The sequence below is a fragment of the Jiella marina genome (genome assembly GCF_024359545.1).
Taxonomy (GTDB): Bacteria; Pseudomonadota; Alphaproteobacteria; order Rhizobiales; family Rhizobiaceae; genus Jiella.
This window is the reverse complement of sequence record NZ_JAKQZG010000015.1, coordinates 1-24,116: the sequence shown is the minus strand read 5'-3', so window position 1 is coordinate 24,116 and position 24,116 is coordinate 1. Positions and strand designations below refer to the sequence as shown.

Sequence of the window (24,116 nt, the reverse complement as noted above, 5' to 3'; positions counted from 1 at the left end):
TCGCCCAGATGCATCGCCATGAGACGAGTTTCCACGACATCCGCCCTTATCGCCCTATGCCTTGCGGCCGGCCTCGGACATGCGCAGGCGTCTCCGCAGATCGTCGGCGACTGGATCAGCGAAGATGGAACGCAGATCGAAATCGCCCCCTGCGGGGCCGGCTTCTGCGCCCGGATCGCCAGCGGCCGCTATAGCGGCGAGAGCGTCGCCACGGTCTCGGGCTCTCTGCCGGAACTCAAGGGACAGGTCCGCGATCCCCGGAGCAACGACACCTATGATGGCGGCCTGCGCCTCGTCGACGGGCATCTGGAACTGCGCGGCTGCCTCGCGCGGGTCTTCTGCCGCACCGTCCAGACCTGGACCCGACCGTAAGGCCGGTGACGCCGGCACGGGCGGTTCTCGCTTGCCGCAGCGCCCGGACGCTGCATCTTTCGCCGCGATGAAACCCTTCGCCGATCTCCTCGACGCCCTCGTCCTGCAGCCCTCGCGCAATGGCAAGCTGCGCCTCCTCGTCGATCACTTCGCCTCGGTGCCCGATCCCGAGCGCGGTCTGGCGCTCGCCGCCATCACCGGCGACCTGGACATCAAGAGCGTCAAGCCCGCGATGTTGCGCGAACTGGTCACGAGCCGGATGGACGAGGTGCTGTTCGGCTATTCCTACGACTATGTGGGCGATCTCGCCGAGACGATCTCACTGGTTTGGCCGGAAGGGGAGCGGGTTGTTGAGGGGGAAAGTTCAGACGTTGCTCACCCCCCTCTGTCGGCTTCGCCGACATCTCCCCCGCAAGGGGGGAGAGGGGTTGGAGCGCCCTCGCCTGACACCCAATCTCTGGCACTGAGAGATGAAGTCGAAGCGGATCGGCAGACGGAAGCCACTCTCCCCCCTTGCGGGGGAGATGCCCGGCAGGGCAGAGGGGGGTCCCCAGCCGCCCACGCCTCAAATCAATCGCCCCCTCCCACCCTCCATGAGATCGTCACCCGCCTCAACGCCGCAACACGGCAGCAGGGTCCGCGCCTCGTGGAAGCCTGGCTCGACCGGCTCGACACATCCGGCCGCTATGCGCTGATCAAGCTCGTCACCGGCGGCTTGCGCATCGGCGTCTCGGCCCGCCTTGCCAAGCAGGCGCTCGCGGATTTCGGAGAGAAGGACATCGCCGAGATCGAGGAGCTGTGGCACGGGCTGGAGCCGCCCTATGAAACGCTCTTCGCCTGGCTGGAGGGACGGAGCGAGAAGCCGGTCTCGGCGGCTGCCGCGCCTTTCCGGCCGGTGATGCTGTCCCAGCCGCTCGAAGAGCCGGATCACGGCCTGATCGATCCCGAAGCCTATGCGGCCGAGTGGAAATGGGACGGAATCCGCGTCCAGGCGAGCGCCGAACGCGGAACGAAGCGGCTTTATTCGCGCACGGGCGACGACATCTCGCCGGCCTTTCCCGATCTCGTCGACCACATGACCTTCGAGGGCACGCTCGACGGCGAGCTTCTGGTCGCCCAGCCGCGCACCGACCGGAAGGGCGAACCGCAACTCGACACCGAAAGCGGCCGGCAGGACGACATCGTGGTCGGCACCTTTTCCGATCTGCAGCAGCGCCTGAACCGCAAGACCGTCTCTGCGGCGATCCTGAAGAAATACCCGGTCTTCCTTCGCTGCTATGATCTTCTGATCGACGAGGGCGAAGACATCCGCCCCGTGCCCTTCGCCGAACGCCGAGAGCGTCTGTCGGCCTTCGTCTCCAAGCTCGAGCCGACCCGCTTCGATCTCTCGCCGGTGGTGTCCTTCGAGGATTTCGCAACGCTGGCCCGGCACCGGGAGACGCCGCCGCATCCGGTGATCGAGGGGCTGATGCTGAAGCGCTGGGATTCGGCCTATGTGCCGGGCCGGCCCAAGGGACCGTGGTTCAAGTGGAAAAAGGACCCGCATCTGATCGACGCGGTGCTGATGTACGCCCAGCGCGGTCACGGCAAACGCTCGAGCTACTATTCCGACTACACCTTCGGCGTCTGGACCGGCCCGGCCGACGATCTGGAACTCGTCCCCGTCGGCAAGGCCTATTTCGGCTTCACGGACGAGGAGTTGAAGCAGCTCGACAAATATATCCGCGACAACACGATCGAGCGCTTCGGGCCGGTGCGGTCGGTGCGGGCCGAGCCGGACCATGGCCTGGTCATCGAGGTCGCCTTCGAGGGGCTCGCGCGCTCCAACCGTCACAAATCCGGCGTCGCCATGCGCTTTCCCCGGGTCTCGCGGCTGAGATGGGACAAGCCGGCCCATGAGGCGGACCGGATCGAAACGCTCGAAGCCATGCTGCCGGAATGAGCTCGGCCGAATGCGTTGGCGACTTGCAGCGTCAATCGGCAGCGCCTAACTGCGAACCCACCGCAACGAAGGAAGACGCCTGCCAGCCATGTCCGAACGCATCTCACACTTTCTCGGCGGCTCGCCGATCTCCGTTGCGATCCGGCTGATCCTGTTGTCGGTCCTGGTCGGCTTCATCCTGTCCTGGCTGCGCTGGGACCCTTACGACATGCTCGACTGGGCCATGCGGACTCTCGACTGGGTCTGGCGCAGCCTTTTCGGCTCGATGGAGCGAGCCGTCTATTATTTCCTCCTGGGCGCGGCCGTGGTCGTACCGATCTTCATCGTCTCGCGGCTTCTGAAGATGGGGCGCCGCTGACGCGGCAGCGCCCCCTCGCCAATAGCCAGACCCGCCATCGTCGGTGTCAGCGCTCCGAGTCCATATCGGCGAGCTTGTCCACGCGACGGCGGAACTCCTCGCTGGTCGAGAACTCGGCCTCTAGGAAGGCTTTCACCAGATCGCGGGCCAGCCAAGGGCCGACGATCTGCGCACCGATGCACATGATGTTCACATCGTCATGCTCGACGCATTGGTGAGCCGAATGCACGTCGTGGCAAACGGCGGCGCGGATGCCCCGGACCTTGTTCGCCGCGATCGAAGCGCCGACGCCGGTGCCGCAGACCATCATGCCGCGATCGGCCTCCTTGGAGGTCACGGCCCGAGTCACGAGGCGCGCGATGTCGGGAAAGTCGACCGGCTGATCGTCATGGGAGCCGACATCCGTCACCTTGTGTCCCAGCTCTTCGATGCAACGAACAATTTCCGCCTTCATGGGAAAACCGGCATGATCCGAACCGACGACGATGTGCATGAGACTATCCTTTCGTGATTGCGGCTAACGCAGGAAACTGGGCAGCCAGAGAACGAGATCGGGGGCGAAGGTGATGATTCCAAGCGTCAGTAGCAGGGGGATGTAAAACGGGGCGAGCGCGCGCAAGAGCTGGCGGAGCGTGATGCCGGCGATCGACGAGACGAGGAACAGCGACAAACCCATAGGCGGTGTCAGAAGCCCGACCATCAGGTTGAAGATCGCGACGATACCGAGATGAACCGGGTCGACACCGGCGAGTACCATGGGCGGTGCGATCACCGGCACCACGAGAAGCGTCGCCGTGGTGGAATCGAGGAACATGCCAGCGATGAAGAAGATGAGGTTCGCGATCAGGAGCAGAATCACCGGATCGGTGGAGATCTGCAGGATCAGCTTGGCGAAATCCTGGGGCACCTGCTCCACGGCGAGGATCCAGCCGAAGAGCGCGGCCGCCGCGACGATGATCAGGATCGCGCTGGTGGCGCGCACGGTGGCGAGCATGGACTCCTTCAGGTGCGCCCATGTCAGCTCACGATAGACGAGGCCCGAGATAAGGATCACGTAGAAGGCGGTGACGGCGGCGGCTTCCGTCGGCGTGAACAGGCCGAGCATCATGCCAGCCACCATCAGGACCGGCGCCAGGATGGCAGGCAGCGCCGGCAGGAGATCTCGGATCACCTCGCGCGGCGTCGGCCAGCGCTCGGCCCGCGGCATGGCGTGGCGGAGCGACAGGATCGCCGCCGTCGCCATCAGAAGCGCCACGCAGATCAGCGCCGGGATAATGCCCGCAATGAGAAGCTGGATGATCGACACGCTCGTGACCGAGCCATAGACGATGAGCGGGATCGAGGGCGGAAAGATCGGCCCGACGACCGCCGAGGAGGCCGTGATCGCCGCCGAGAACGGCGCGTCGAAGCCGCGCTTGCGCATCGCCTCGATCTCGATCTTGCCGAGGCCGCCGACATCCGCCAGGGCGGCACCGGACATGCCGGAGAAGATCAGCGAGGAAAAGATGTTCACCTGGGCCAGCCCGCCCGGCGCGCGCCCGACCAGCGTGTCGGCGAAGCGGAAGATGCGATCGGTCACACCGGCGAGGTTCATGAGATTGCCGACGAAGATGAAGATCGGCACCGCCACCAGAGGAAAGGAATCCAGCGCATAGGTGATCCGCTGGGCGAGAAGCCCGAGCGGAAAGCCCTCCAGGAGCACATAGCCGATCGCCGGCAGGAGAATGGCGTAGACGACCGGAAACCCTGCCATGAAGAGAACGAGGAAGGCGACGATCAGGGCGAGACCCATGGGAACCCTTGGCGGTTGGGCGGCGGTGGCGATCGCATGGACGTTTCATGTCCCGGCGATCGATCGGCCGCGCCCGAATGAGGAATGAGAGTTGCGGTCTCAGGAGGTCTTGGGAGCGGTCAGGACCTCCTGCGAACGGGTGGGGTGGAGCGCGTCAACGCTCGTTGATAGGGTGCCGGACATCCATCCAGGACGTCATTCTCGGGCCTGTCCCGAGAATCTATTGCCGTTGAAACATTTTCTACGAGACCAATGACACACGGTTTTGTGGCGATGCCGACAGTAGGTCCTCGGGACAGGCCCGAGGATGACGAATCTCCTCAGTCTGAGCAAAAGCTCCATCGCAGTCGCACGCCTTGGGCCCTCACAAACTCACGCTGCTGTTCTTCTGCGGCGGTTTGCGCAGGTGGATGATGTGAACCACCGTGGCGGCCAGGAAGCCGAAGAAGGTCGAGCCGAGGAACAGCCAGAAGGGAATCTTCAGGGTCGGTGTCGCATTCCGCAGATTGTCGCCGATGGTCGTGATCACGACATAGGCGAGCAACCCCGAGACCCCGATCGCGACGATCGAGATGAGGAGATTGAGCGCCCTGCGAATGGCGTGCGGCAGTGAATTGCGCAGATCCCCCATGACGATGTTGTCACCTTCTTCCACCACGAGCGGATAGGCGACGAAGACGACGCAGATCAGAAGGAAGCGGGTGAACTCCTCCGCGCCGACGATCGGTGCGACGAATACGTCGCGCATCACCACCTGGGCGAAGGGTACGAAGACCAGAGCCCCCAGAAGGACGATGCTGACATATTCGATGATGCGCTTGGCGATGATCATGACGATCCCCGAAGGCAGGAAGCGGGCGCGAGCGCGCCCGCCTCGTCATTTCAGAGCGATTATTCGGCGGCTTCGACCTCTGCGATCTGCTCGATATAGGGGCCGAATTCGGGGAAGTCCTCGTTGATCTGGGCCAGCACCGCTTCGCGGAAGGCGGGGATGTCCAGCCCGTCCTCCTCGGTGACGACGGTCATGCCGGCGTCCTTCAGCTCCGCGATCAGATCCTGTTCGGAATCCTTCGCCCACTGCAGCGACTCCTTGGCCTTCTCGTCGAGCACCTGGGTGATCGCCGCCTGGTGTTCCTCGCTGAGTCCCTGCCAGACGTTCTCGTTGATGAAGACCGCCAGCACCGAATGCATGTGACCGGTCAGCGCGACATGCGACTGCACCTCGTAGAGCTTGTTGGCCGAGATCATGGTCAGCGGGTTTTCCTGACCGACGACGAGGCCGGTCATCAGGGCGGTGGGCAACTCCGACACCTCGACCGGCGTCGGCGTCGCGCCGAAGCCCGTCACCATGGAGACCCAGAGATCGAGCGGAACAGCGCGGAACGGCTTGTCCGCGAGATCGGCCGGTGTCTTGACAGGGAAGTTCGAGGAAATGTGGCGGGCGCCGCGATAGATGCGGCCGATGATCCGGACGCCGCCTTCCTCGACGAGGCGCTCATTGATCTCCTGGACGGCGGGTGAGGAGTTCGGGTCGGTCGCGGCCAGCGCCTGATCGGCGCTCGTGTAGATGAAGGGCGCGTTGAAGACGGCAACCTCCGGCACGATGCGCGCGAGCGAGGCGAAGTCGTGATGGCCCATGGAGATCGAGCCGAGACGCACGCCATCGACCATTTCGGCGACGCCGCCGAGCTGGCTCGCCGGGAACACTTGGACGGTGACATCGCCGTTCGTCGCCTGCTCGATCCCTTCGGCGGCTTCCGACGCATAGCGCGTCTGGATGTCGCCCTCGGCGCCCACATGGGCGTAGCGCAGTTCCTGGGCTGCCAGTGGCGCCGTCATCATGCCGAAGGCAAGCATGGCCGATGCGACCCGGCCGGTTACGGATGTGAACATGAAGGTCTCCTCCCTTTTCTGGTTCAGGCTTGGTTTGTCGTGCCACCTCTCGAATAGGCAGCGATGATGCCCTTGCGGCGCATCTCGTCGCCGACCGCGAAGTGCTCGCGCAGTCGCGCATCCGCCTCGTCGCCATTGCCGGCGACGATCGAGACGAAGACACGACGGTGCGATTCCACGATATCGTCGACGATCTCGGAAATGCCGGACGTGACCCGCCGGCGCTCCACGTGACTTCTGACCAGGAGTTCTGAGATCGCGCGATAGAGCGTGATCAGCGCCTGGCTATGGCTGGCCTGGACGATGGCGGCGTGGAAGCGGAAATCCGCTTCGCCACCCTTCTTGGGGTCGCCGACCGTGTCGATGATCGCCGTCAGACAGGCGCCGATCCGATCGAGATCGGCGTCGGTGGCGCGCTCGCAGGCGAGCCGGATCGCCTGGCATTCGATCGCCATGCGCGCCTGCATGATGTCTTCCGACACGTTCTGCTCACCGGCGAGCGTAAAGGTGAAGAAGTCCGTCAGGACGGCAATATCGGCCTTGCCGACGAAGGCCCCGCTGCCGTGGCGGATATCGACGAGACCCAGCATGGCAAGCGAGCGCATGGCCTCCCGCAGGAGCGGCCGCCCGACATTGAGGGTCGCCGCCAGCTCGCGCTCGGAGGGCAGCCGCTCGCCGGTCTTCAGTTCGCCGCTCAGGATCCTGTCACGGAAAAACGCCATCACCCGCTCGGTGCCGCGGGTGGGCTCGGTTTCCGTGAAATTCTCTGGCTTCTTCATGCGTGGTTTCCAATGGTCAGACCAATTTCGAGCACAAGACTAGCCTCCTGTCAAACCGAACAGCAGCTTTCGTTGGAAAAGGCCACACCTTTGCTGCTGTGCGGCATGATATGTTCAAGTGGTATGACCAATTTACAAGGATCAGCACTCGCCTCGACCGTATCGGCAAAGCGCCGAGGCAGTGGGACGTTGGCTGAAGCCTGAAGCGGCCGTGAGACGCAGCCGCGTCTCACCCGGCAATGAAGAAGCCGAGACGGGAGGCCATCAATACGAAGGGTCCGTGGCGACGATCATGTCACCGGCCGCTTGATGATCCTCACCGGGACGGACTTCGCCGCCGGCACGTGGGCACGGCGGGAATGGTGCCAGAGCGGCACGAGGGCGTTGAGCTCGGGATAGTAGCCGGCGCAATTGCCCTTCGGCAGCTGCCATGCGTGAACCCGGTAGTTCTCGACGCGGCGGTGGACGCCGTCATCGGCGTGGGTTTCCAGATCGACGCGATCGTCATTAGTGAGCCCCAGCCGGCGCATGTCCTCTTCATTCATCAGTATCACCATGCGCGTGCCATGCACGCCGCGCAGCCGGTCGTCGTAACCGTAGACGGTCGTATTGAACTGGTCGTTCGAGCGCACGGTAATCAGCTTCAACACGTCCTGCGCCGACGTATCGATGTCGGGATCGACGTCGAAACTCTCGGGTACGAGGAAATTCGCCTTGCCCGTGTCGGTGCGCCACTCGCGCCGGGAGGCGCCGATATCACGATGGAAGCCGCCGGGCGTCCCCATCCGCTTGTTGAAATCCTTGAAGTCGGCCGGATAGGCGCGCTCGATCGCGTCGCGCACCTTGGAGTAGTCGGCAACCCATTCATCCCAGGGCACGGTGGATTTGCCGGCGACGGTCGCCTTGGCGAGTTCGGCGGTGATCTTCGGCTCCGACAGCAGTTCCCGAGAGGCCGGCTCCCGGTTGCCGTAGGAGGCATGGACACAGGCCGTCGAATCCTCCACCGAAACGGTCTGAGCGACGCCGTTCTCGATATGCTTCTCGATCCGGCCGAGACACGGCAGGATGTAGGTCTTTTCGCAGGCCAGCAAATGGTTGCGATTGAGCTTCGTCGAGATCTGGACGTTGAGGCGCATCTTCCGCCACGCCTCTTCCATCATCTCCGTCTCCGGCGCAGCGCGGGAGAAATTGCCGCCGAGGCAGACGAAGCCCTTTACCGAGCCGTCGATCACACCCTGGCAGGCCTCGACCGTGTCGAGCCCTTTCTCCTTGGGCACCGTGAAGCCGTAGAACTCCTCGAACTTCTCGTGCGGGATCAGGTCGAGCTTCTCGGTGATTCCCACCGTGCGCTGGCCCTGCACGTTGGAGTGGCCACGGATGGGCGAGATGCCAGCACCCTTCTTGCCCATCATGCCGCGCATGAGCAGCAGATTGCAGAGCATCTGAACGTTCTCGATGCCGTGGCGGTGCTGGGTCAGCCCCATGCCGTAATTGCCGATCACGCGCTCGGCCTTGGAATAGACCCGGCCGACATGTTCGAGTTCGTCGCGCGACAGGCCCGAACAGCGCTCGATCTCATGCCATTCCGCGGCTCGCACGAAGGCCTCGAAGGCTTCGAAGCCGTGTCCGTGCTCGGCGATGAAATCCGTGTCGAGAACGCGTTTTCCGCCGTTTTCCCGAGCCGCGTCGTCGAGTGCGAAGACCGCCTTGGCGATGCCGGTCATGGCAGCGATGTCGCCGCCGCCCCGCACCTGGTAGTAGTCGCTCGACATCTTCGTGCCCTGGTCGGGCGTCAGCATTTCCAACGGGTTCTGAGGGCTCTTGAACCGCATCAGGCCACGTTCGAGGATCGGGTTGAAGGTGATGACCGGCGCGCCGCGCTTGCGCGCCTCCTGCACCCAATGCAAAAGGCGGGGTGCGTTGGTGCCGGTGTTGTGGCCGAAGAAGAACATCATGTCACAGGCGTCGAAGTCTTCGAGCGTGACGGTTCCGACCGGCGAGCCGATCGATTCCGGCAGGCCGACCGACGTCGACTCGTGGCACATGTTCGAGGAATCGGGCAGGTTGTTCGAGCCGTAGATCCGGGCGAAGAGCTGCCACATGTGCGAGGCTTCGAGCGAGGCGCGACCCGAGACGTAGAAGACAACCGATTTCGGATCGAGGGCGTTCAGCTCCTCGCCGATCTCGCGGAACGCCTCCTCCCATTTGACCGGAACATACTGGTCAAGGCTGCGATCGTATTTCATCGGCGTCGTCAGCCGGCCCTGCTTCTCCAGGTCATGGTCGGTCCATTCGAGAAGCTCGGTGACCGTATGGCGGGCGAAGAAGTCCCGATCGCAGCGCTTAGGAGTGATCTCCCACATGGTCGCCTTGGCGCCGTTCTCGCAATATTCGAATGGCTTGGGGTCGGCAGGCTTTGCCCAGGAACAGGAAACGCACTGATATCCGTCGGCCTTGTTCTGATCCCCCAATGTCGACCACACGCTGGAGGCCAGAAGTCCCTCCTGAGTGGACTTCGCGACCAGCGACTTGACGGAACCCCAGCCGCCCGTCGGCTCGTCATAGGGCTCGATCTTCGGATTGTCGGTGATTTCGCTGCGATCCATCTCTCGTTCCCCAAAACTGCAACCGCCTTCCTTGCGGATGGCGGAAAATTGGAAGGGTTCGAGAAGTGAACTCGCTGGGGGCCAAGGGGTTGCACCACCTTGAATCGACTGAGGTCCGGCAAGCGTCGGCGCGGAACATCACGGCGTGCCCCGAAGGTCGATTTCGCGCAGGCAGCCTATCTGATCACGGCGATCCGACTGCGCCTGGACAGATACGGGGCCAGCCGACGCATGTCGGCGGGCGAGACGGCGACGCAGCCTTCGGTCGGCGGATATCCAGGCTTGGCCACATGCAGGAAGATCGCGCTGCCCCGGCCCCGCACACGCGTCCGGTAGTTCCAGTCCAGAACGACGATGACATCGTAGAGCCGATCCTCGCGCGCCAGGCTCTCGGCGCTGGCCGGAAAGGGCAGAGCGACATGACGGTTATAGGCGGGATGGCGTGGCGCGTCGCACCAGCCGTCTCGCCCGGCCTGGACAGGGCGCGGCACAAGAGGACTTTTGGGCCGTGGCAAACGGCCGCGGCGATACCACATCTCAAGGATGGCCATATGCCCGACGGGCGTTGCACCGTCGCCCTCGCGCTTCACGCAGGAGGTTCCGCTCCGTCCGAGGGCACAGCGCATTCGCAAGGGGCCGACCGCCAATATACCGCGCTGCGGACAACCCGGAGCCCGGCGAACGGTGATCGTGTCAATCGACTTACGCAACGGCGAGAAAAATCATTGCAAATCCGAACTGGTGTTGTCCTATCGCCGAAATCCCTATGTTACAATCCATTGGTGCCGACATGGGGCGATCGGCGGCCAAGAACGGGAAGCCGAGCCGCGAGTCAGGATGAGCGCACGAAGCATACTCATTGTCGACGATGACGACGATCTGCGGGAGACCCTTGCCGAGCAATTGTCTCTGCACGAAGAGTTCAACGTCCTTCAGGAGCCGACAGCCGCCAAAGGCATCGCCACGGCGCGCGGCGGGTTGATCGATCTGGTGGTCATGGATGTCGGCCTGCCCGACATGGATGGCCGCGAAGCCGTGAAGGTTCTTCGCAAGGGCGGGTTCAAGGCGCCGATCATCATATTGACGGCGCAGGACACCGATTCCGATACGATCCTCGGCCTTGAAGCCGGCGCGAACGACTATGTCACCAAGCCGTTCCGCTTCGCCGTCCTGCTCGCCCGCATCCGGGCGCAATTGCGCCAGCACGAGCAGAGCGAGGACGCCACCTTCCAGGTCGGTCCTTACGTCTTCAAGCCGAGCCAGAAGGTGCTGATCGACGAAAAGGGCGGCAAGATCCGGCTGACGGAGAAGGAGACGGCGATCATCCGTTATCTCTACCGTGCCGATCGCAAGGTGATCACCCGCGATATCCTCCTCGAAGAGGTTTGGGGCTACAATTCCGGCGTGACGACGCACACGCTGGAAACCCACGTCTATCGTCTTCGCCAGAAGATCGAGCCCGATCCATCCAATGCGCGGCTCCTCGTCACCGAATCCGGCGGCTACAAGCTGATGCCCTGACCCGGCGCTTCGCCATGGCGCGCCGGGTTGCGGGCGCGCCATGGCGATTTTCCTCCGCGCCGTTTACACTTCATTGACCATTTTTTAGACACTGTAGAAGCGCTATCGTCGCACGATATTCGCGCGTGTCACGTCATCTGCCCTCCATGGTGGCTGACGATCGGCGCCTGACGGCCAAACTCCCGGGCGATTCTCGCCTTGAGGCAACGAACAACGGTACGCCGAAGAGATGAGCCTTGAGAGCGATATCGCGATCCTGCGGCAGGTCCAACTCTTCGACGATCTCGAAAACGACCAGCTCCGCCTCCTCGCCTTCGGCGCCGAACACCGGAGGCTGCGCGCCGGCGAGTTCGTGTTCCGTGAAAGCGCACGGGCGGATGCGGGTTTCGTCATCGTTTCCGGGCAGGTGGCGCTGCTCCGCGGCCGCGGCGAAGCGGCCAAGATCGTCGCCCATCACGGCCCGGGCACCCTGCTCGGCGAACTCTGCCTGATCACCGAGACGATCCGCCCGGCGAGCGCCCGGACCGAGACCGACTGCGATCTGATCCGCATTTCGCGAAGCCTGTTTCGCCGCATGCTGGAAGAATATCCGGAATTCGCGGCAAACCTTCAGGGGCGCCTGCGCGACGAGCTCGACGCGATGCTGGCCGATATTTCGGCGATGGAACAGCGTTTCAGTTGAACTGCAGCGAAGAGTTCTGAGCACCTCAGGTAGGCGCGCTACACATCGGGGCCGCTGCCATCAGCACGCAGGATGGATGAGAGCGCGTCAAACCGAAGCCCGAGCGGCGCCGAGATTCTTGGGCTCATAGACGATATCACCCTGCTTCAACGGATCCTCGTCGAGGATCAACTCGACCGTCCTGCCCCAGCGCTCAAGGGCGTTCGGGTGAATGCACTCGTTGATCGGCTTGAGGCGGTTGCCGGACTTGTCCTTCGGCCAATACGCTTCCTCCAGGAAGCTCGTTTCGAATGAAGTCTGCTTGATCTGGCGGATCGTTGGCGTAACCCGGTCCTTCCAGCCGAAGGACACACGGGATTCGTGCTGCGGCCCCGTGGCATCCGGCACATCTTGGTTCAACAGATGCCAGTCGAGCTCAAGCCCGCAGCACTTTGCTTTTTCGGCCATCCAGTGGAGCGGGACATTTGCCAACCCTCGATGGCGATATCCGCCGCCGATATCCGAATGCGCCCCGGCAAACCAGACCTGCTCGATAACGGCGCCATCCGGGACTTCTCCGGTCCAGAGTGTCGGGACGAATTCGTCGCGGTGCTCATCGATTGCCACGGCGTGATAGGCATGTTTCACGATCCGCGAGGGGGTGGTGTCGTGGAATTGATGCTCCGCGTTGAGGAGCGGCAGGTTGACCACGGAAGTGGGAATGCCGAGGGCGCCGACCGTATCCCACACCCCGACAAACTGGATCGTGATGTCCTTGTGGCAGTCGGCATCGTAGATGTCGCAAAAACTCTGCGGGGTCCGCTCCCCTTCGCGCCGGTAGTAGTCCCAGGCGTCTCCAAGCCGGTGAAGCTGCTGACGCTTCAACAGGCCCGAACTGGAGATGAAGCCGGCAAGCGAACGCGCCGAAAAGGCCCCCCGCGAAAAGCCGAACAGAAAGATCTCGTCGGCCTCAATACGGTTCCCTTCAATGTCGAATCGGGCCGGCAGATAGTTTTGGGCCAGAAACTGGTAGGCTGAGCGGATATTGTCGTCGACGCCGTTTCCCGTCGCGCCGTCAACGATCTGCTGCAGCCGGTGTCCCGTGGACCCGACACCGCGCAGATACAGCGTGACCTGCGGCGTCGTCCCGCTGTCGCCTTTGACGGCGCGGGCGATGCGCTCGACATTGGTCGCCTCCTCGCCGCTGGTATCCGCATTGTTCCAGGTGCCGTCGAAACAGACGACAAGCCGATGGGGACCACGCATCGAGAGCCTCCTCCCTCGCCCACCATTATGGCGATCGGATAGGCAACGTTACGGAAGGCCGCCTCGCTCTTCAACCAAAAGATGCGTGATCGCTGGTCAGTTCAGGTCGAACCGTGCAATCACCGGCACATGATCGGAGGGTCGCTCCCAGCCGCGCGCCTCGGTCAGAATCTCCACGTTCGCAAGCTGCGGTGCGAGGTCGGACGATCCCCAGATGTGATCGAGGCGCCGCCCGCGGTTGGAGGCTGCCCAGTCCTTGGCGCGATAGCTCCACCAGGTGAACAGCACCTCCTCCGGCGGATAATGGAGCCGCATCATGTCGGTCCAGCGCCCATCCTGCATCGCGAGCGTCAGGCCTTCGCATTCGACGGGCGTGTGAGAGACGACCTTCAGGAGCTGCTTGTGGGACCAGACGTCGGTCTCGAGCGGCGCGATGTTGAGATCCCCCAGGAGCAGCGCCGAGACGCCGGACTCGCCCTCGGCGTCGGTGCGCCGAAGCTCCTCGACGAAATCGAGCTTGTGGCGGAATTTCGGATTGATCTCGGGGTTCGGCTCGTCGCCGCCGGCCGGAACGTAGAGGTTGTGAATCCGGATCTTCCGATCACCAACCGCGATCCGCGTCGAAAGATGCCGCGCATCGCCGACAGCGCAGAAATCCTGCCGGACGATATCCTCGAACGGCAGTTTCGAGAGCGTCGCCACGCCGTGATAGCCCTTCTGGCCATGCAGCGCGATGTGCTCGTAACCGGCGGCGCGAAAGGCCTTTTCCGGGAACTGGTCATTGGGGCACTTGGTCTCCTGCAGGCACAGGACGTCCGGACGCCATTCCTGAAGCAGGCGTTCGACGAGACCGCAGCGCAGGCGCACGGAGTTGATGTTCCAGGTGGCGACGGAAAAGGGCATGGATGACGGATCGGGAAAGGTTCGCGTTCGGGCGGGAAACACCAGCGCATAAGGCCACCGATCCAGCACGGCAAGGCTGACGCCCCGTTTTTCCACTTCGACTTGCCGCCGGGTCGCCCGGCCGTATCTTCGTCCGACAGGGGACACCAAGAGAGGGATGCCGATGTTCGAGGGTTTTCGCGAAAGCGTCCTCAACGGCGAGGGAGCAGAGATCTTGTGCCGTATCGGCGGCAACGGGCCGCCGCTCCTGCTTCTTCACGGATATCCCCAGACCGGGGCCATGTGGGCCGGGATCGCCCCGGCCCTCGCCGAACGCTTCACCCTGGTGATCCCGGATCTGCGGGGCTATGGCCGATCTTCGAAGCCCGAGAACGACCCGCACAATCACATCTATTCCAAGCGCCAGATGGGACGGGACATGGTTGCCGTCATGGCAGCGCTCGGGCACGAGAGCTTCGCCGTCGCGGGCCATGACAGGGGCGGCCGGGTCGCCTACCGGATGGCGCTCGACCACCCGGAAACGATCAGCCGCCTGGCCGTCCTCGACATCGTGCCGGTGGCCGACGTCTGGGAACGGATGGACGCGGGCGCGGCGATGAAGACCTACCACTGGCCGTTTCTGGCCCAGCCCTTCCCGCTGCCGGAGAGGCTGATCGCCGCCGACCCCATCTACTATCTGGAACATACGATCAAGAGTTGGACGAAAGCCGGGTCCCTCTCCGCTTTCGCGCCAGCCGCGCTGGACGAATACCGCCAGAGCTTTGGACAGCCTGAAAATGTCCACGGCGCCTGCAATGACTATCGCGCCGGCGCCACCATCGACTGGCAGTTGGACCGGGAGGACAGGGCGGCCGGACACAAGATCGCGCCTCCCGTCCTGGCGCTCTGGGGCAATGCCGGCATTCCAAGTTCGGGAACGGCCCCGCTGGACCTGTGGCGTCCATGGTGCGTGACGGTCGAAGGCGCCGCCCTGCCCTCCGGTCACTTCGTCGTCGAGGAAGCGCCGAAGGAGACGCAGGCTGCGCTCCTGGAGTTCTTCAGCCGATAAACGAAGACCGGCCCGCTCACGCAGCCCGGTCTCCTTGCTTCTTCAAAATGGCCGCGACGGCCCTCAGCGGTTGCCGGTCTGGCCTTGGCTGATCGCCGTATAGGGGATCTTGAAGGCGGAATCCTGGATGTTCCCGCCCGTCTTGACGTTGTAGATCATCACCGTCGTCTCCTTGCCCTGCTGATCGCGGATGGTCCACTGCTTCAGGTCATAGGACTGAGGATCGAACATCATGGTGATGTAGGACGAGCCGAACACCGATCGGTCGCCCATGACGATCGTCGTCAGATCCGGCTCTTCCTTCACGCTGCGGATATTCGCCGAGGACAGATCGATCCGCCGGTCGAGGAGAAGCTTCATCGGCGTCTTCGACAGCGGATAGGTATCCCACGTGTTGAGCTTCTTGTTGTTGATCGCGACCGTCGATCCGTCGGCGATCACCCGCAGGGGCGCGTTCGCATAATCGAAGCGCACCTTGCCGGGGCGCTCGATGTAGAACTTGCCTTCCGACTGGCGACCATTCGGATCGAACTGGATGAAATCGCCATGCATCGACGGGATCCCGGCGAAATGGTCGGCAATGCGCTGCGCCGCGCCACTGCCCTGGGCGCTCGCGCCCGACACCGCCAGGGGAACGAGCATCACGGCCGCAACGGCTCCGATGCTCCACCGCACCACGCCCTTGCGAGCGCGGCCAAAAAATCTCTGGAATTCTGCCATCGTCTGGAGGCTTCCTCTCTTCGAAGTTCGCCCTTCGTCTTCGCGCTGGCGAGCTCGCTTCTTCTTGCGCCTTCTGGACGGCGACGTCATGCCGTCGCGTGCTCGAAAGCGATCTGCAATTCGCACCCATCACTCTGATGGATGAGGGTGCCCTACCAGCATATGTTGGAAAGGTTTTCTGAGGCTGCAATGGGGCCGATCCATGACGGCCGCCCGTCTCCCAATTGTTTGACCGGCCGCCATGGGCGGAAACGCTCCCTTGCGCCCGCGACACGCAACGGACCGGCTCCAAGCGCCGGAACCGACACGAAGGACGCGTCGAATTGCCAGATCGCCCGAACCGCGAGTTCAGCGCACATCCTCCGCCCATCCGAATCGAGCTCGTCCGTCGTTTTGGTCTGGCACTTTCAGCCGGAACTCGCTATCGGTTCGCTTGCAGGGCGTATGCCGTCGAAACCTCTGCGACCAACCCTCGGGCGGTCGCTCGGCGTCAAAGACGGAAGCAGAACGAATCCTGCACGGGCGGGCCTGTAGCTCAATGGTTAGAGCCGGCGGCTCATAACCGCTTGGTTGGGGGTTCGAGTCCCTCCGGGCCCACCAAACGCCTGTAAGATCAAGAACTTGCGTACGGTTTTCATCGGTGAGACATTCCGGTGAGACATCGTAATGCATAATCCGAGCTATCTCACGCTCTCGCGACACGGCATCTACTATCTACGATTCCCGATCCCATGGCGGCTGCATCCAGAGCAGAAAGCAAGTACGGTCAAACTGTCGTTGCAGACGAGCAATGCGACGCTGGCCGTGAAACTGGCGCGTGCGCTTAGCTGTAGTGGAGAGACGGTGTTGAGTCGGCCAGCAGTGCAGAGCATGAACTACAGCGAAATCAGAGGCGTCCTCACCCGCCATTTCCAAGAACTGCTACGGAAACGGCAGAGGCATATGAACGAGCACGGCCGGCTTACGGCCTCGGAGAAATCAGCCGGTGAAGCCGGAGTGAGTTTTGCAACACACGCAGTGCTCAACGACTATCCCCTTATTCCCGGACAAGATGACGACGTGCACCTCAGCAGCTTTATCGAGAAGTACGAGCTGCCAGTTACGAAAGATTCTCCGGCGTACGGAACGCTGCGAGCGGAGTTCAGCCGAGCCTATAGAGACTACTGCAAAAACATCCTGGCTTACGATCAACGGCTCGAAACATACGCGTATGACGAGCCAGCGAATACGAATGCCTTGTCAGGCGCGACGGAAGCCGATGCCGTCTCGATTCCTCTTTCTGAACTGGTAAAAAGCCATACGGAGGAACGCTTACGAGCGAAGGCATGGTCGGAGAAGACGACGATCGAGAGGGCCGACCACTTCCGCCTGCTTTTCGAGATACTCGGGTCCAATACAGATACCCGGCAGCTCACCACACAGGACGCGGCACGAGTTAAGAACGTGCTGCTTTCCTACCCGAAGAACCGCAACAAGAATCCTCAGACACGCAACAAGTCGCTCTCTGAGGCGCTGGCCGTTTCAGATACGGACAAGATCAGCGTAACGACGATCAACAAGTATCTGCAGACGTACTCGGACCTCTTCAAGTGGGCGAAGGGCAACGGCCATCACGATGTGGAACTGTTCGCCGGCTCTGCAGTGCGGATGAACAGGAAACAGAGTACAGGCGACAGGGAGGCGTTCACTGCCGATCAGGTACGGACCATCCTGACGGCCGTCGAAACTGGCCATTACAGCTCCCCTCGGAAGCCCTACCAGAAGTGGGGACCGCTCATCGGCCTTTATACTGGCGCTCGTCTGAATGAGATCGCGCAGATTTACCTCGATGACATCAAGCAGGATGCGGATGGCCGATGGTACTTCGACATCAACGATCTTGGGGATGGAACGCACCTCAAGACGCAGGCTGCGAAGCGGCTCGTTCCTGTCCATTCGGCATTGATACGGCTCGGCTTCATCGAGCATGTACAGAAGCTTAGACAGGACGGCCACACAAAGCTATTCGACGAGTTCACCTACTGCCCGAAGAACGGATGGGGCCGAACGTTAGGACGCTGGTTCAACGACCGCTTTTTAGTCGAGCTGCAGATCAAGCGTCCGGGCCTCGTATTCCACAGCTTCAGGCATACGGTCATTACAGCGCTCGCACAGGCCGACGTAGCCGACCCAATCATCAAAGCCATTGTCGGCCATGCCCAGCAGGGTGTGACACATCAGCACTACATGAAGGCGGGATATACCCTCCCGCAGCTATCGCGGGCGCTGGAGGAGCTGCGCTTTGGCTTCGATGCCTCTCAGCAAGCCATAGAGCGCCAGTGAGAGGCGTTAGGGCGCTAAGCATCCCTTCTTACGGCACACTGCCGATCTGCCTTCTGGCGAGCTTCTGAGCGCTAAAGGGTTCGCCAAACCCGCTCAGTTCAGCTTGGCGGCTGGAATGCGCCCATCTCGGTCGTTCGGGACGCCTCGTTCATCTCTCAAGAGCGGTCGCTACGAAGCCACAACGGGACTAACCTGAGATATGATGCTGCTCTACGTAGCTCTGGATACCGTAACGCCCGGTATGGTGGGGGCAGAGTCTATACTGGATCTTCTATTCCGCCTTCGGCCGTCGGATCAGGTGCATTGAGTTCGAACGTCGGGGTGTCCGCCCATTTCAGCGCCTGACGCACCCGGACACGAAGCGTGCCTTTCATATCTTCGCCCAGCTCAAACGTCAGCTCGGCGTAGCGATCAGGAGGTGTTGTCTTGGCGTATCGCACCTCGCGAAGCGACGTTGCGGAGAACAGCCATGCCTCACCTGGTGGGAGGTCTGCGCCGAACACGTCGACGCCCTCAATCGTGGCGATATAGGACTCCCCTCTGACCGCGCGAGGACGCTGCTCGATCGCAAGTTCCGGGCGATCTGCAGCCGGCGCATAGAGAAACCGTCGCAACGCCCGGCCCTCGGGGTGGTGCGAGACGACGAGCGCGGGCTCGGGACCGACTTTCTGGACGAGGGGACGCAAATCGCGCCAGAATGCCTCCTCTTCCGCCCGACCCGCGACTGTCACCTTGGTGCGCGGGCGCTGGCGGAACGCAGCCCAGGCGTGCCTACCCGCCATCTCGCGGGAGCCGGAAACCAGCATCTCCTCGAAGTGGGAGCTCAGCGACTCCATCGGCGGCTCGGTAAGCTGTGCCTTACCGATTCCCGAGAAAGTCAGGTCACGCCACTCGGCGCCGTCGCCTTCGGCGCCCCGACCGACCACCACACCGCGGAAAAAGGGCGCTTCCACTTCCGAGGTCAGCAGCGCTTCTTCTATCGCCGAGCGAAAACGCTCCAGCTTCGCAGGATCGGCAGGACGTATCTGAAGTCGGTGCCGCCGCTTCTCCTCGATCACGTTCGAGACCTCGTTGACGATCACCAGCAGTCGAGCCTTCGCCTGCTCAGCATCGCAGTCTGGCGAAAGAAGCTGAACGCCGCGATCAAGCGCGGAAAACGGCTGCTCCAACGTCGACTGAAACCGCCCGAGCTGGTGGAGGATGTCTCGCAGCGACCCATCGCCTTCAGGCAACACCTCCTCTTCGTGCGCGAGTGCGGTGATCCGCTCCTTTAGACCGTCGTCACCCTCGTACGGAACGTGCGCCAGCAGGATCACAAGATCAGACGACAGGAGGCCGTCGCGGCCGTGCAGCGTGGAGGGCGTGAACACTCGCCCTGGCACCACGCGACGCTCTGTCATGTTATCGAGCAATGCGACGGAGTTGTCGAGGTCGGCTGTATAGGAGCCTTGGCTGTACCGCTCCCCCGCCATCTCGAGGCGCAGCATGTCAAGGAAAAGCGAACGGAAGCTCAGCAGTCGTCGGCCCGCATGGCGATGATGGTCGTCGCTCGCCTCCCGACTGAGGAGCGCCCGTGCAGTGCGTGCACCGATGTCAGAAACCTGCTTTTCGTTGATGGTCCAGAACAGCAGCAGCGCTGCCGTCAGCAACACCGTGTCGTCGTGTGCACCCCGGGCTACGCTTGAGAATAGCTGGTCCGGGTTCGGCGGCGGCATGTAATCGTAGCCGAGCGGCGCGGCCTTTGCGCTAGCCTCCGGCCAGTTCAAGTCGAGGATGCTTGGAAAGAGCAGACGCCGGTGCCGCAGCTCGGCTCGATCGTCCAAGCGAGGGTCAATTGCATGTGCCCACCGCACCAGCGCCTCGCGGAACAGGGCGGCACCCGCCTCGTCCTCATTCCAAACAGCCAAGGCAAGGCAGTAGGCCGTGTTTGTCAGGTGCTGCCACAGGAAGGGCCAGCTGGATCCGAATGCCGCCCAGCGCTCGACGTCTGTCTGCTCGCCACGCTCGCGCCAACCGTACATTGACGACGGGTAGCGGAGTAGGCTTTCCCACGCCCCTACGATGTCGGGAAGAAGGTTCTCGTACGCCTTCGCGTCAGACCCCGCGAGCGCCAGCCGGGGCTCTGCGGCCTGCCCCTGATGGGTCTCGACCGTGGTGCGCTTCGTCACCCAGGCCTCGAGCCGGCCGACGAGCAACGGACCGAGGCCCAAGATCGCGCGCACCACGTTTGGCGACAGCTCGGGGTCTCCGGATCCTGGCATCAGTCGGCCGGGAACGTAGGCGAGGGATCGAACGAAATGACTGTCGTCAACGAGCCTGTCGGCGGCACGCTCGAACAAACGACGGTATTGCCTAATCCACTCCTTGTGTGGCGCGTGCCACGCGTACCCCGCGATTTCGGCGAAGTTGAAAGCAGCACCGCTCGGGTCGCGCGAGGCTCCTAGCGCCAGCAAGAAGCGATGATATCGGGTCATCTCGCGGAATGCGCCGTCGAAGGCGACCGGGGCGAGGCGCTCGATCTGCGCAGCTGCCTTATCGGCCAATTCTTCAAGGATTTCCTCGGGCCTGGGGAGCTCATTCTTCATCACGGCTGCTCCTGAAGATGAAAGCGCGACGCAAAACGAACTTCTCCAGGGCAGTCAGGGGAACCCCTTCGTGCCTTCGGCACCAGCTAACGTTTCCCCGTAGTACCCCACCTATTTGTGGCGTGAACCAAATCGAGGGTCCATGGCGGCCAAGGCCGTGCGACGCCGAGGTGGGTTGCTGAGCGGCCGCTGTGACGCACCGGGCGGACCAGCGCTGCAGCACCCAGCGCACCCACGTCATCCTGACGTCGTGGAGCACCGCCGGCCGATCGAAGAACGTCTCGACCTCGACGGTCCAAGGCGCCCCGAAGTCGAAGCCGAAGGTTGCGGTAGGGCGCCCCCGATCCTCCTCGTCGTCGCCGATGAGCTCCTTCGTCGCGAGCCCATAGAGTTGCTCGCGCAGCCGCTGTGTCAGATCGCGCGGCAGTACAACGTTGGCGGTGTAGCGTTCGCGAAGAGTCTCGCGAGCAGACTGCTGAACGAACCGAAACGTGGTGGCGATGAAATAGGCCACCGCCGCGAGGTTTACCAGCAACCAGGCAAGGTGGAGACCCAACAAGCAAAGCTTGAAGAACTGGAGCTCGGTGCCGAGCCCGAGGCGGTGAAGGAAGAACTGCAAAGGCCAGAGGAGCTGGGCGCACAACACCGCCGCCAAGGCAACGCAGCTCGCGACGAGTTCGAACGAGAAGGACTCGTGATAGTAGACCTGAACGTCAGTCGAGGATCCCTCGCGTTGGGCGATCAATGTCACGAGCGCCAGCGATAGCGAGATGACTCCCAGCAGCCCGATCTGCGCGCCGAGCAGATAGCTCGATACGTTCAGCACCAGAGCTTTGATGTCGGTCGCCGGCGCCGAGCCGGAGGCACTCCAGGCAGGCAACCAGGTCGGGACAAGCCAAGCGCTGAGCGCCTCGGCCGTGACCATCGCGACGTTTACAGCCATGTACGCGATTACGAGCCGCCCAAAGGTGCTTGAGCCGAGAAGGCGACGCAGCGCACGATGAGCGAGCCCGTAGCGGGCGCGGCGGGCAACCGGGTTCCCACGTAGCTGCTCGGTCACCTCCCGCCGCACCCAGCGGTTTACGCTCCCTGTCCATCCTCCGCGAGACCAGTCGATCATTAGGATCCCACACGTTCTTGCATTGCGGACTGAGCATGAGCTTCAAGATGACGGGCTGAATTCAAAATCGCAATTGATCCTGAGGGCAATATCATGCATGCCCTGCAAGACTAGCAGCAGCCTTCAAACCTATAGCGCGAAACCATCGGCATCAGGCGTCTGCCAGGGTTTCTACAATAGTAGGCAGGCCTCGAACGTAGCGGTCCCACTTGGCTATTGCGACAAGCTTCTCGGGTCGCAATGCCGGAGGTCGTAGCTCATCAAGCTAATATCTTGTAGCCCATGGCTCTGGACGCAGTCGCAGACAGCTGAAACGAACCACAAGAACTTAGGGGAGTGCTGCCAATTCAGCCATGAGAGGAACGTCAGCTATCGAATGCGTACGTTCCGAAGCCGCCCGTCCAGAGTCCAGTATCGGCCGACTGCAGCCGCTGGCGACACTCGGAGGTCAGCATTCAGCCCGTCCGCAAGCTGACTACGCAATTGATGCTGCCAATAGAGCGATTGTGGCAAGCGTCTGGCGTTTTCAGCCAACCATACCGAATGAGGTCACACCGCCCCTCAGAGAGCCGCTATGGGCGCTGGCGACCCATCTCAGGCCATTCCGAGGCGACCCCGCAAGCGCTGAACCGTCGTGGCCGACCAGAGACCGCCCCTTGGCGAGAGAATGCCCTGAGCATTTAGCGCAGCAGCGATACCTTGAGCAGTGGTCGTGCCTGACGCCTGCAGACGCTCCACTGTGCTACGCATGCGCTCAGCTTTGAGGTCTGCGCCCTTCACAATCGCCTGCACAGCTTCTGCATTCCCTCGTCCCTTGAGGTGTTCAGCTCCTTTCGGATTGCCAAGCACCTTTCCCCTCGCCTTCGCAGCCTGCAACGCGGCCTTCGTACGTTCCGAGATCATCTCTCTCTCGTGTTCCGCCACTGCAGCCAAGATATGCACCGTCAACTTGTTTGCGTCGGGCATGTCTGCCGCAACGAAGTCGACGCCCGCATCTTTCAAGCCGGACAGGAAGTGGACGTTTCGCGAAAGCCGGTCGAGCTTAGCGATCACTAGCCGCGCACCTGCAAGCTGTGCATGTTCGATTGCCTGCCTCAGCTTCGGACGATCAGCTTTTTTACCGCTCTCGATTTCGACGTACTCGGCTAGTGGACGAACATCCGTACCGCAGGTCCGAAGATACCGTTCAACAGCTTCTCTCTGAGCTTCGATACCGAGCCCGCTCCCGCCCTGCTTCGTCGTAGAGACTCTGAGATAGGTAACATACCGACTTGCCGGGATAGCTGCTTCGCTTGCCATGGGACCACATGCTCCTGCGAGTTCACAAATGGCATAACGTTCGTTTGGCAATTTGTAAACTCCGATAGATGGCACTTCTGATCCACCTGCCTTGAGTATTGCCTCCAGCTCCGCGCTTTCGATCGCTATCAGAAAGAACGGCCAGAGCCACACAAAGCTATCTCGCTACAGATCATGCCTATTGCTCATGGTCCTGCACTAGCCATGATATACGACCCTATGCAATATCTCCGTGTAGCTAATGTTATGAAATCGCACTGGTGATTATGTTACACCGTTGCTATCTATTTCTTATCATATATCCGCATACAATCAGTATCAGTATCCGTATATATACAAGTATTATATATTCTGTATCATATCTTCTATATCACTCAGAGATTCATGAGTTTATCTGTATCCACCGCCTTATCCAAGACACAGATGCATCGCACCCGAGATCTGGGATAAGCCGCTCGTAATTAAGATCGTATGTGAAAACATCACTCGTCGACACATTGAGAAATCTTGTAGAGCCACCGCCTTATTCCTAATAGGTGGCAGACGAGCCTGAGCGCGATTATCCCTTTAATTTGAACTGATTAGATCTATCCGCTCTTCGTCGCTATCGGCGTACGGCTGAGCGATTACCAGCGCTTAGACATGGCGGTAGACAGATGCGACCGCATGATTGCGCAAAATCTCAAGGGTTACCCGGCCCTCTAATGCTGCGTATTGGAATGTTATTGGGGGTGAAACAGGATAAACTGTACTAGGTTTTTTCGCGATATGCGATTTCCAGACCCCATGGGGGACATTGGCGCCAATTGCATGTAAGATACCCCCGCACAAATTTTTGCAATTTTCTTTATTACGGGTGGACTGTATGGAATTATCAAAACTTACACTGCCTGCAGAACTTGCTAAACACTTAGGTTGCTCAGAAAGAC

Annotated in this window: 21 protein-coding genes and 1 tRNA gene; 8 read left to right on the top strand and 14 right to left on the bottom strand. The window is 61.8% G+C overall.

The features are described 5' to 3' along the window. Nucleotides 1–18 precede the first annotated feature (18 nt). From MF134_RS20850 to MF134_RS20840, 3 genes are all read left to right on the top strand, one after another. Entirely contained in the window at nt 19–372 is a 354-nt protein-coding gene (locus tag MF134_RS20850) for a DUF2147 domain-containing protein (RefSeq protein ID WP_255341345.1), read from the top strand. Nucleotides 373–439: 67 nt separating this feature from the next. After that, nucleotides 440–2,314 carry a cisplatin damage response ATP-dependent DNA ligase gene (locus tag MF134_RS20845; protein ID WP_255341461.1) on the top strand — a complete coding sequence of 625 codons (1,875 nt, stop codon included), beginning with the start codon at nt 440–442 and terminating at the stop codon, nt 2,312–2,314. Nucleotides 2,315–2,402: 88 nt separating this feature from the next. After that, nucleotides 2,403–2,672, top strand: coding sequence for a DUF6460 domain-containing protein (locus MF134_RS20840; protein WP_255341344.1), 270 nt, complete (start codon nt 2,403–2,405; stop codon nt 2,670–2,672). Between the two features lie 46 nt (nt 2,673–2,718). Here MF134_RS20840 and rpiB read toward each other — a convergent pair whose 3' ends face one another. The 7 genes from rpiB to MF134_RS20805 form a co-directional block, all read right to left on the bottom strand. Further along, the gene (gene rpiB / locus MF134_RS20835; protein ID WP_255341343.1) at nt 2,719–3,165 is read right to left on the bottom strand and encodes a ribose 5-phosphate isomerase B; all 447 of its coding nucleotides are present in this window, start codon (nt 3,163–3,165) and stop codon (nt 2,719–2,721) included. 24 nt (nt 3,166–3,189) lie between these two features. Next, nucleotides 3,190–4,464: a TRAP transporter large permease gene (locus MF134_RS20830; protein ID WP_255341342.1), complete on the bottom strand. Its 1,275-nt coding sequence runs from the start codon at nt 4,462–4,464 to the stop codon at nt 3,190–3,192. A gap of 364 nt (nt 4,465–4,828) precedes the next feature. Then, complete coding sequence (locus MF134_RS20825) at nt 4,829–5,296, bottom strand: TRAP transporter small permease (protein WP_255341341.1); 468 nt, start codon at nt 5,294–5,296, stop codon at nt 4,829–4,831. Nucleotides 5,297–5,355: 59 nt separating this feature from the next. Then, nucleotides 5,356–6,357 carry a TRAP transporter substrate-binding protein gene (locus tag MF134_RS20820; RefSeq protein ID WP_255341340.1) on the bottom strand — a complete coding sequence of 334 codons (1,002 nt, stop codon included), beginning with the start codon at nt 6,355–6,357 and terminating at the stop codon, nt 5,356–5,358. A gap of 23 nt (nt 6,358–6,380) precedes the next feature. Beyond that, nucleotides 6,381–7,136, bottom strand: a complete 756-nt coding sequence (locus tag MF134_RS20815) for a FadR/GntR family transcriptional regulator (RefSeq protein ID WP_255341339.1) — start codon at nt 7,134–7,136, stop codon at nt 6,381–6,383. Nucleotides 7,137–7,426: 290 nt separating this feature from the next. Beyond that, nucleotides 7,427–9,742, bottom strand: coding sequence for an FdhF/YdeP family oxidoreductase (locus MF134_RS20810; protein WP_255341338.1), 2,316 nt, complete (start codon nt 9,740–9,742; stop codon nt 7,427–7,429). A gap of 176 nt (nt 9,743–9,918) precedes the next feature. Further along, entirely contained in the window at nt 9,919–10,368 is a 450-nt protein-coding gene (locus MF134_RS20805; protein ID WP_255341337.1) for a L,D-transpeptidase family protein, read from the bottom strand. Between the two features lie 211 nt (nt 10,369–10,579). Here MF134_RS20805 and MF134_RS20800 point away from each other — a divergent pair, with 211 nt between their 5' ends. Together MF134_RS20800 and MF134_RS20795 are read left to right on the top strand one after the other, a co-directional pair. Further along, nucleotides 10,580–11,263, top strand: a complete 684-nt coding sequence (locus tag MF134_RS20800) for a response regulator transcription factor (protein WP_255341336.1) — start codon at nt 10,580–10,582, stop codon at nt 11,261–11,263. Between the two features lie 229 nt (nt 11,264–11,492). After that, entirely contained in the window at nt 11,493–11,945 is a 453-nt protein-coding gene (locus MF134_RS20795; protein WP_255341335.1) for a cyclic nucleotide-binding domain-containing protein, read from the top strand. 87 nt (nt 11,946–12,032) lie between these two features. Here the strand turns inward: MF134_RS20795 and MF134_RS20790 are convergent, their stop codons facing one another. Then, nucleotides 12,033–13,190 carry a DUF2235 domain-containing protein gene (locus tag MF134_RS20790; protein ID WP_255341334.1) on the bottom strand — a complete coding sequence of 386 codons (1,158 nt, stop codon included), beginning with the start codon at nt 13,188–13,190 and terminating at the stop codon, nt 12,033–12,035. Between the two features lie 96 nt (nt 13,191–13,286). Then, nucleotides 13,287–14,093, bottom strand: coding sequence for an exodeoxyribonuclease III (locus MF134_RS20785; RefSeq protein WP_255341460.1), 807 nt, complete (start codon nt 14,091–14,093; stop codon nt 13,287–13,289). Nucleotides 14,094–14,256: 163 nt separating this feature from the next. Here MF134_RS20785 and MF134_RS20780 point away from each other — a divergent pair, with 163 nt between their 5' ends. Further along, a complete protein-coding gene (locus MF134_RS20780) occupies nt 14,257–15,141 on the top strand; it encodes an alpha/beta fold hydrolase (protein ID WP_255341333.1) in 885 nt (294 codons plus the stop codon). 63 nt (nt 15,142–15,204) lie between these two features. Here the strand turns inward: MF134_RS20780 and MF134_RS20775 are convergent, their stop codons facing one another. Then, nucleotides 15,205–15,861 carry an outer-membrane lipoprotein carrier protein LolA gene (locus tag MF134_RS20775; RefSeq protein ID WP_369695445.1) on the bottom strand — a complete coding sequence of 219 codons (657 nt, stop codon included), beginning with the start codon at nt 15,859–15,861 and terminating at the stop codon, nt 15,205–15,207. 524 nt (nt 15,862–16,385) lie between these two features. Between MF134_RS20775 and MF134_RS20770 the strand changes: the two genes are divergently transcribed. Next, nucleotides 16,386–16,461 (top strand) — tRNA-Ile (locus MF134_RS20770). Between the two features lie 66 nt (nt 16,462–16,527). Beyond that, the gene (locus tag MF134_RS20765; RefSeq protein ID WP_255341332.1) at nt 16,528–18,183 is read left to right on the top strand and encodes a site-specific integrase; all 1,656 of its coding nucleotides are present in this window, start codon (nt 16,528–16,530) and stop codon (nt 18,181–18,183) included. A gap of 257 nt (nt 18,184–18,440) precedes the next feature. Here the strand turns inward: MF134_RS20765 and MF134_RS20760 are convergent, their stop codons facing one another. The 4 genes from MF134_RS20760 to MF134_RS20745 all read right to left on the bottom strand — a co-directional run. Continuing rightward, complete coding sequence (locus tag MF134_RS20760) at nt 18,441–20,768, bottom strand: hypothetical protein (RefSeq protein WP_255341331.1); 2,328 nt, start codon at nt 20,766–20,768, stop codon at nt 18,441–18,443. Further along, nucleotides 20,758–21,828: a hypothetical protein gene (locus MF134_RS20755; protein WP_255341330.1), complete on the bottom strand. Its 1,071-nt coding sequence runs from the start codon at nt 21,826–21,828 to the stop codon at nt 20,758–20,760. Before MF134_RS20755 ends, MF134_RS20760 begins: the two co-directional genes overlap by 11 nt. Nucleotides 21,829–22,482: 654 nt before the next feature. After that, nucleotides 22,483–23,187 (bottom strand): recombinase family protein, encoded by a 705-nt coding sequence (locus MF134_RS20750; protein ID WP_255341329.1) that lies wholly within the window; start codon nt 23,185–23,187, stop codon nt 22,483–22,485. A 636-nt stretch (nt 23,188–23,823) separates the two neighbouring features. Next, nucleotides 23,824–24,116: hypothetical protein (locus tag MF134_RS20745; protein ID WP_255341328.1), on the bottom strand; the 293-nt coding region annotated here is incomplete at its 5' end.

Excerpts from the sequence above, each read along its gene's own strand:
- MF134_RS20850 (WP_255341345.1), top strand. The coding sequence starts at position 19 with ATGAGACGAGTTTCCACGACATCCGCCCTTATCGCCCTATGCCTTGCG.
- MF134_RS20845 (WP_255341461.1), top strand. The coding sequence starts at position 440 with ATGAAACCCTTCGCCGATCTCCTCGACGCCCTCGTCCTGCAGCCCTCG.
- MF134_RS20840 (WP_255341344.1), top strand. The coding sequence starts at position 2,403 with ATGTCCGAACGCATCTCACACTTTCTCGGCGGCTCGCCGATCTCCGTT.
- rpiB (WP_255341343.1), bottom strand. The coding sequence starts at position 3,165 with ATGCACATCGTCGTCGGTTCGGATCATGCCGGTTTTCCCATGAAGGCG.
- MF134_RS20830 (WP_255341342.1), bottom strand. The coding sequence starts at position 4,464 with ATGGGTCTCGCCCTGATCGTCGCCTTCCTCGTTCTCTTCATGGCAGGG.
- MF134_RS20825 (WP_255341341.1), bottom strand. The coding sequence starts at position 5,296 with ATGATCATCGCCAAGCGCATCATCGAATATGTCAGCATCGTCCTTCTG.
- MF134_RS20820 (WP_255341340.1), bottom strand. The coding sequence starts at position 6,357 with ATGTTCACATCCGTAACCGGCCGGGTCGCATCGGCCATGCTTGCCTTC.
- MF134_RS20815 (WP_255341339.1), bottom strand. The coding sequence starts at position 7,136 with ATGAAGAAGCCAGAGAATTTCACGGAAACCGAGCCCACCCGCGGCACC.
- MF134_RS20810 (WP_255341338.1), bottom strand. The coding sequence starts at position 9,742 with ATGGATCGCAGCGAAATCACCGACAATCCGAAGATCGAGCCCTATGAC.
- MF134_RS20805 (WP_255341337.1), bottom strand. The coding sequence starts at position 10,368 with ATGCGCTGTGCCCTCGGACGGAGCGGAACCTCCTGCGTGAAGCGCGAG.
- MF134_RS20800 (WP_255341336.1), top strand. The coding sequence starts at position 10,580 with ATGAGCGCACGAAGCATACTCATTGTCGACGATGACGACGATCTGCGG.
- MF134_RS20795 (WP_255341335.1), top strand. The coding sequence starts at position 11,493 with ATGAGCCTTGAGAGCGATATCGCGATCCTGCGGCAGGTCCAACTCTTC.
- MF134_RS20790 (WP_255341334.1), bottom strand. The coding sequence starts at position 13,190 with ATGCGTGGTCCCCATCGGCTTGTCGTCTGTTTCGACGGCACCTGGAAC.
- MF134_RS20785 (WP_255341460.1), bottom strand. The coding sequence starts at position 14,093 with ATGCCCTTTTCCGTCGCCACCTGGAACATCAACTCCGTGCGCCTGCGC.
- MF134_RS20780 (WP_255341333.1), top strand. The coding sequence starts at position 14,257 with ATGTTCGAGGGTTTTCGCGAAAGCGTCCTCAACGGCGAGGGAGCAGAG.
- MF134_RS20775 (WP_369695445.1), bottom strand. The coding sequence starts at position 15,861 with ATGGCAGAATTCCAGAGATTTTTTGGCCGCGCTCGCAAGGGCGTGGTG.
- MF134_RS20765 (WP_255341332.1), top strand. The coding sequence starts at position 16,528 with ATGCATAATCCGAGCTATCTCACGCTCTCGCGACACGGCATCTACTAT.
- MF134_RS20760 (WP_255341331.1), bottom strand. The coding sequence starts at position 20,768 with ATGAAGAATGAGCTCCCCAGGCCCGAGGAAATCCTTGAAGAATTGGCC.
- MF134_RS20750 (WP_255341329.1), bottom strand. The coding sequence starts at position 23,187 with ATGGCAAGCGAAGCAGCTATCCCGGCAAGTCGGTATGTTACCTATCTC.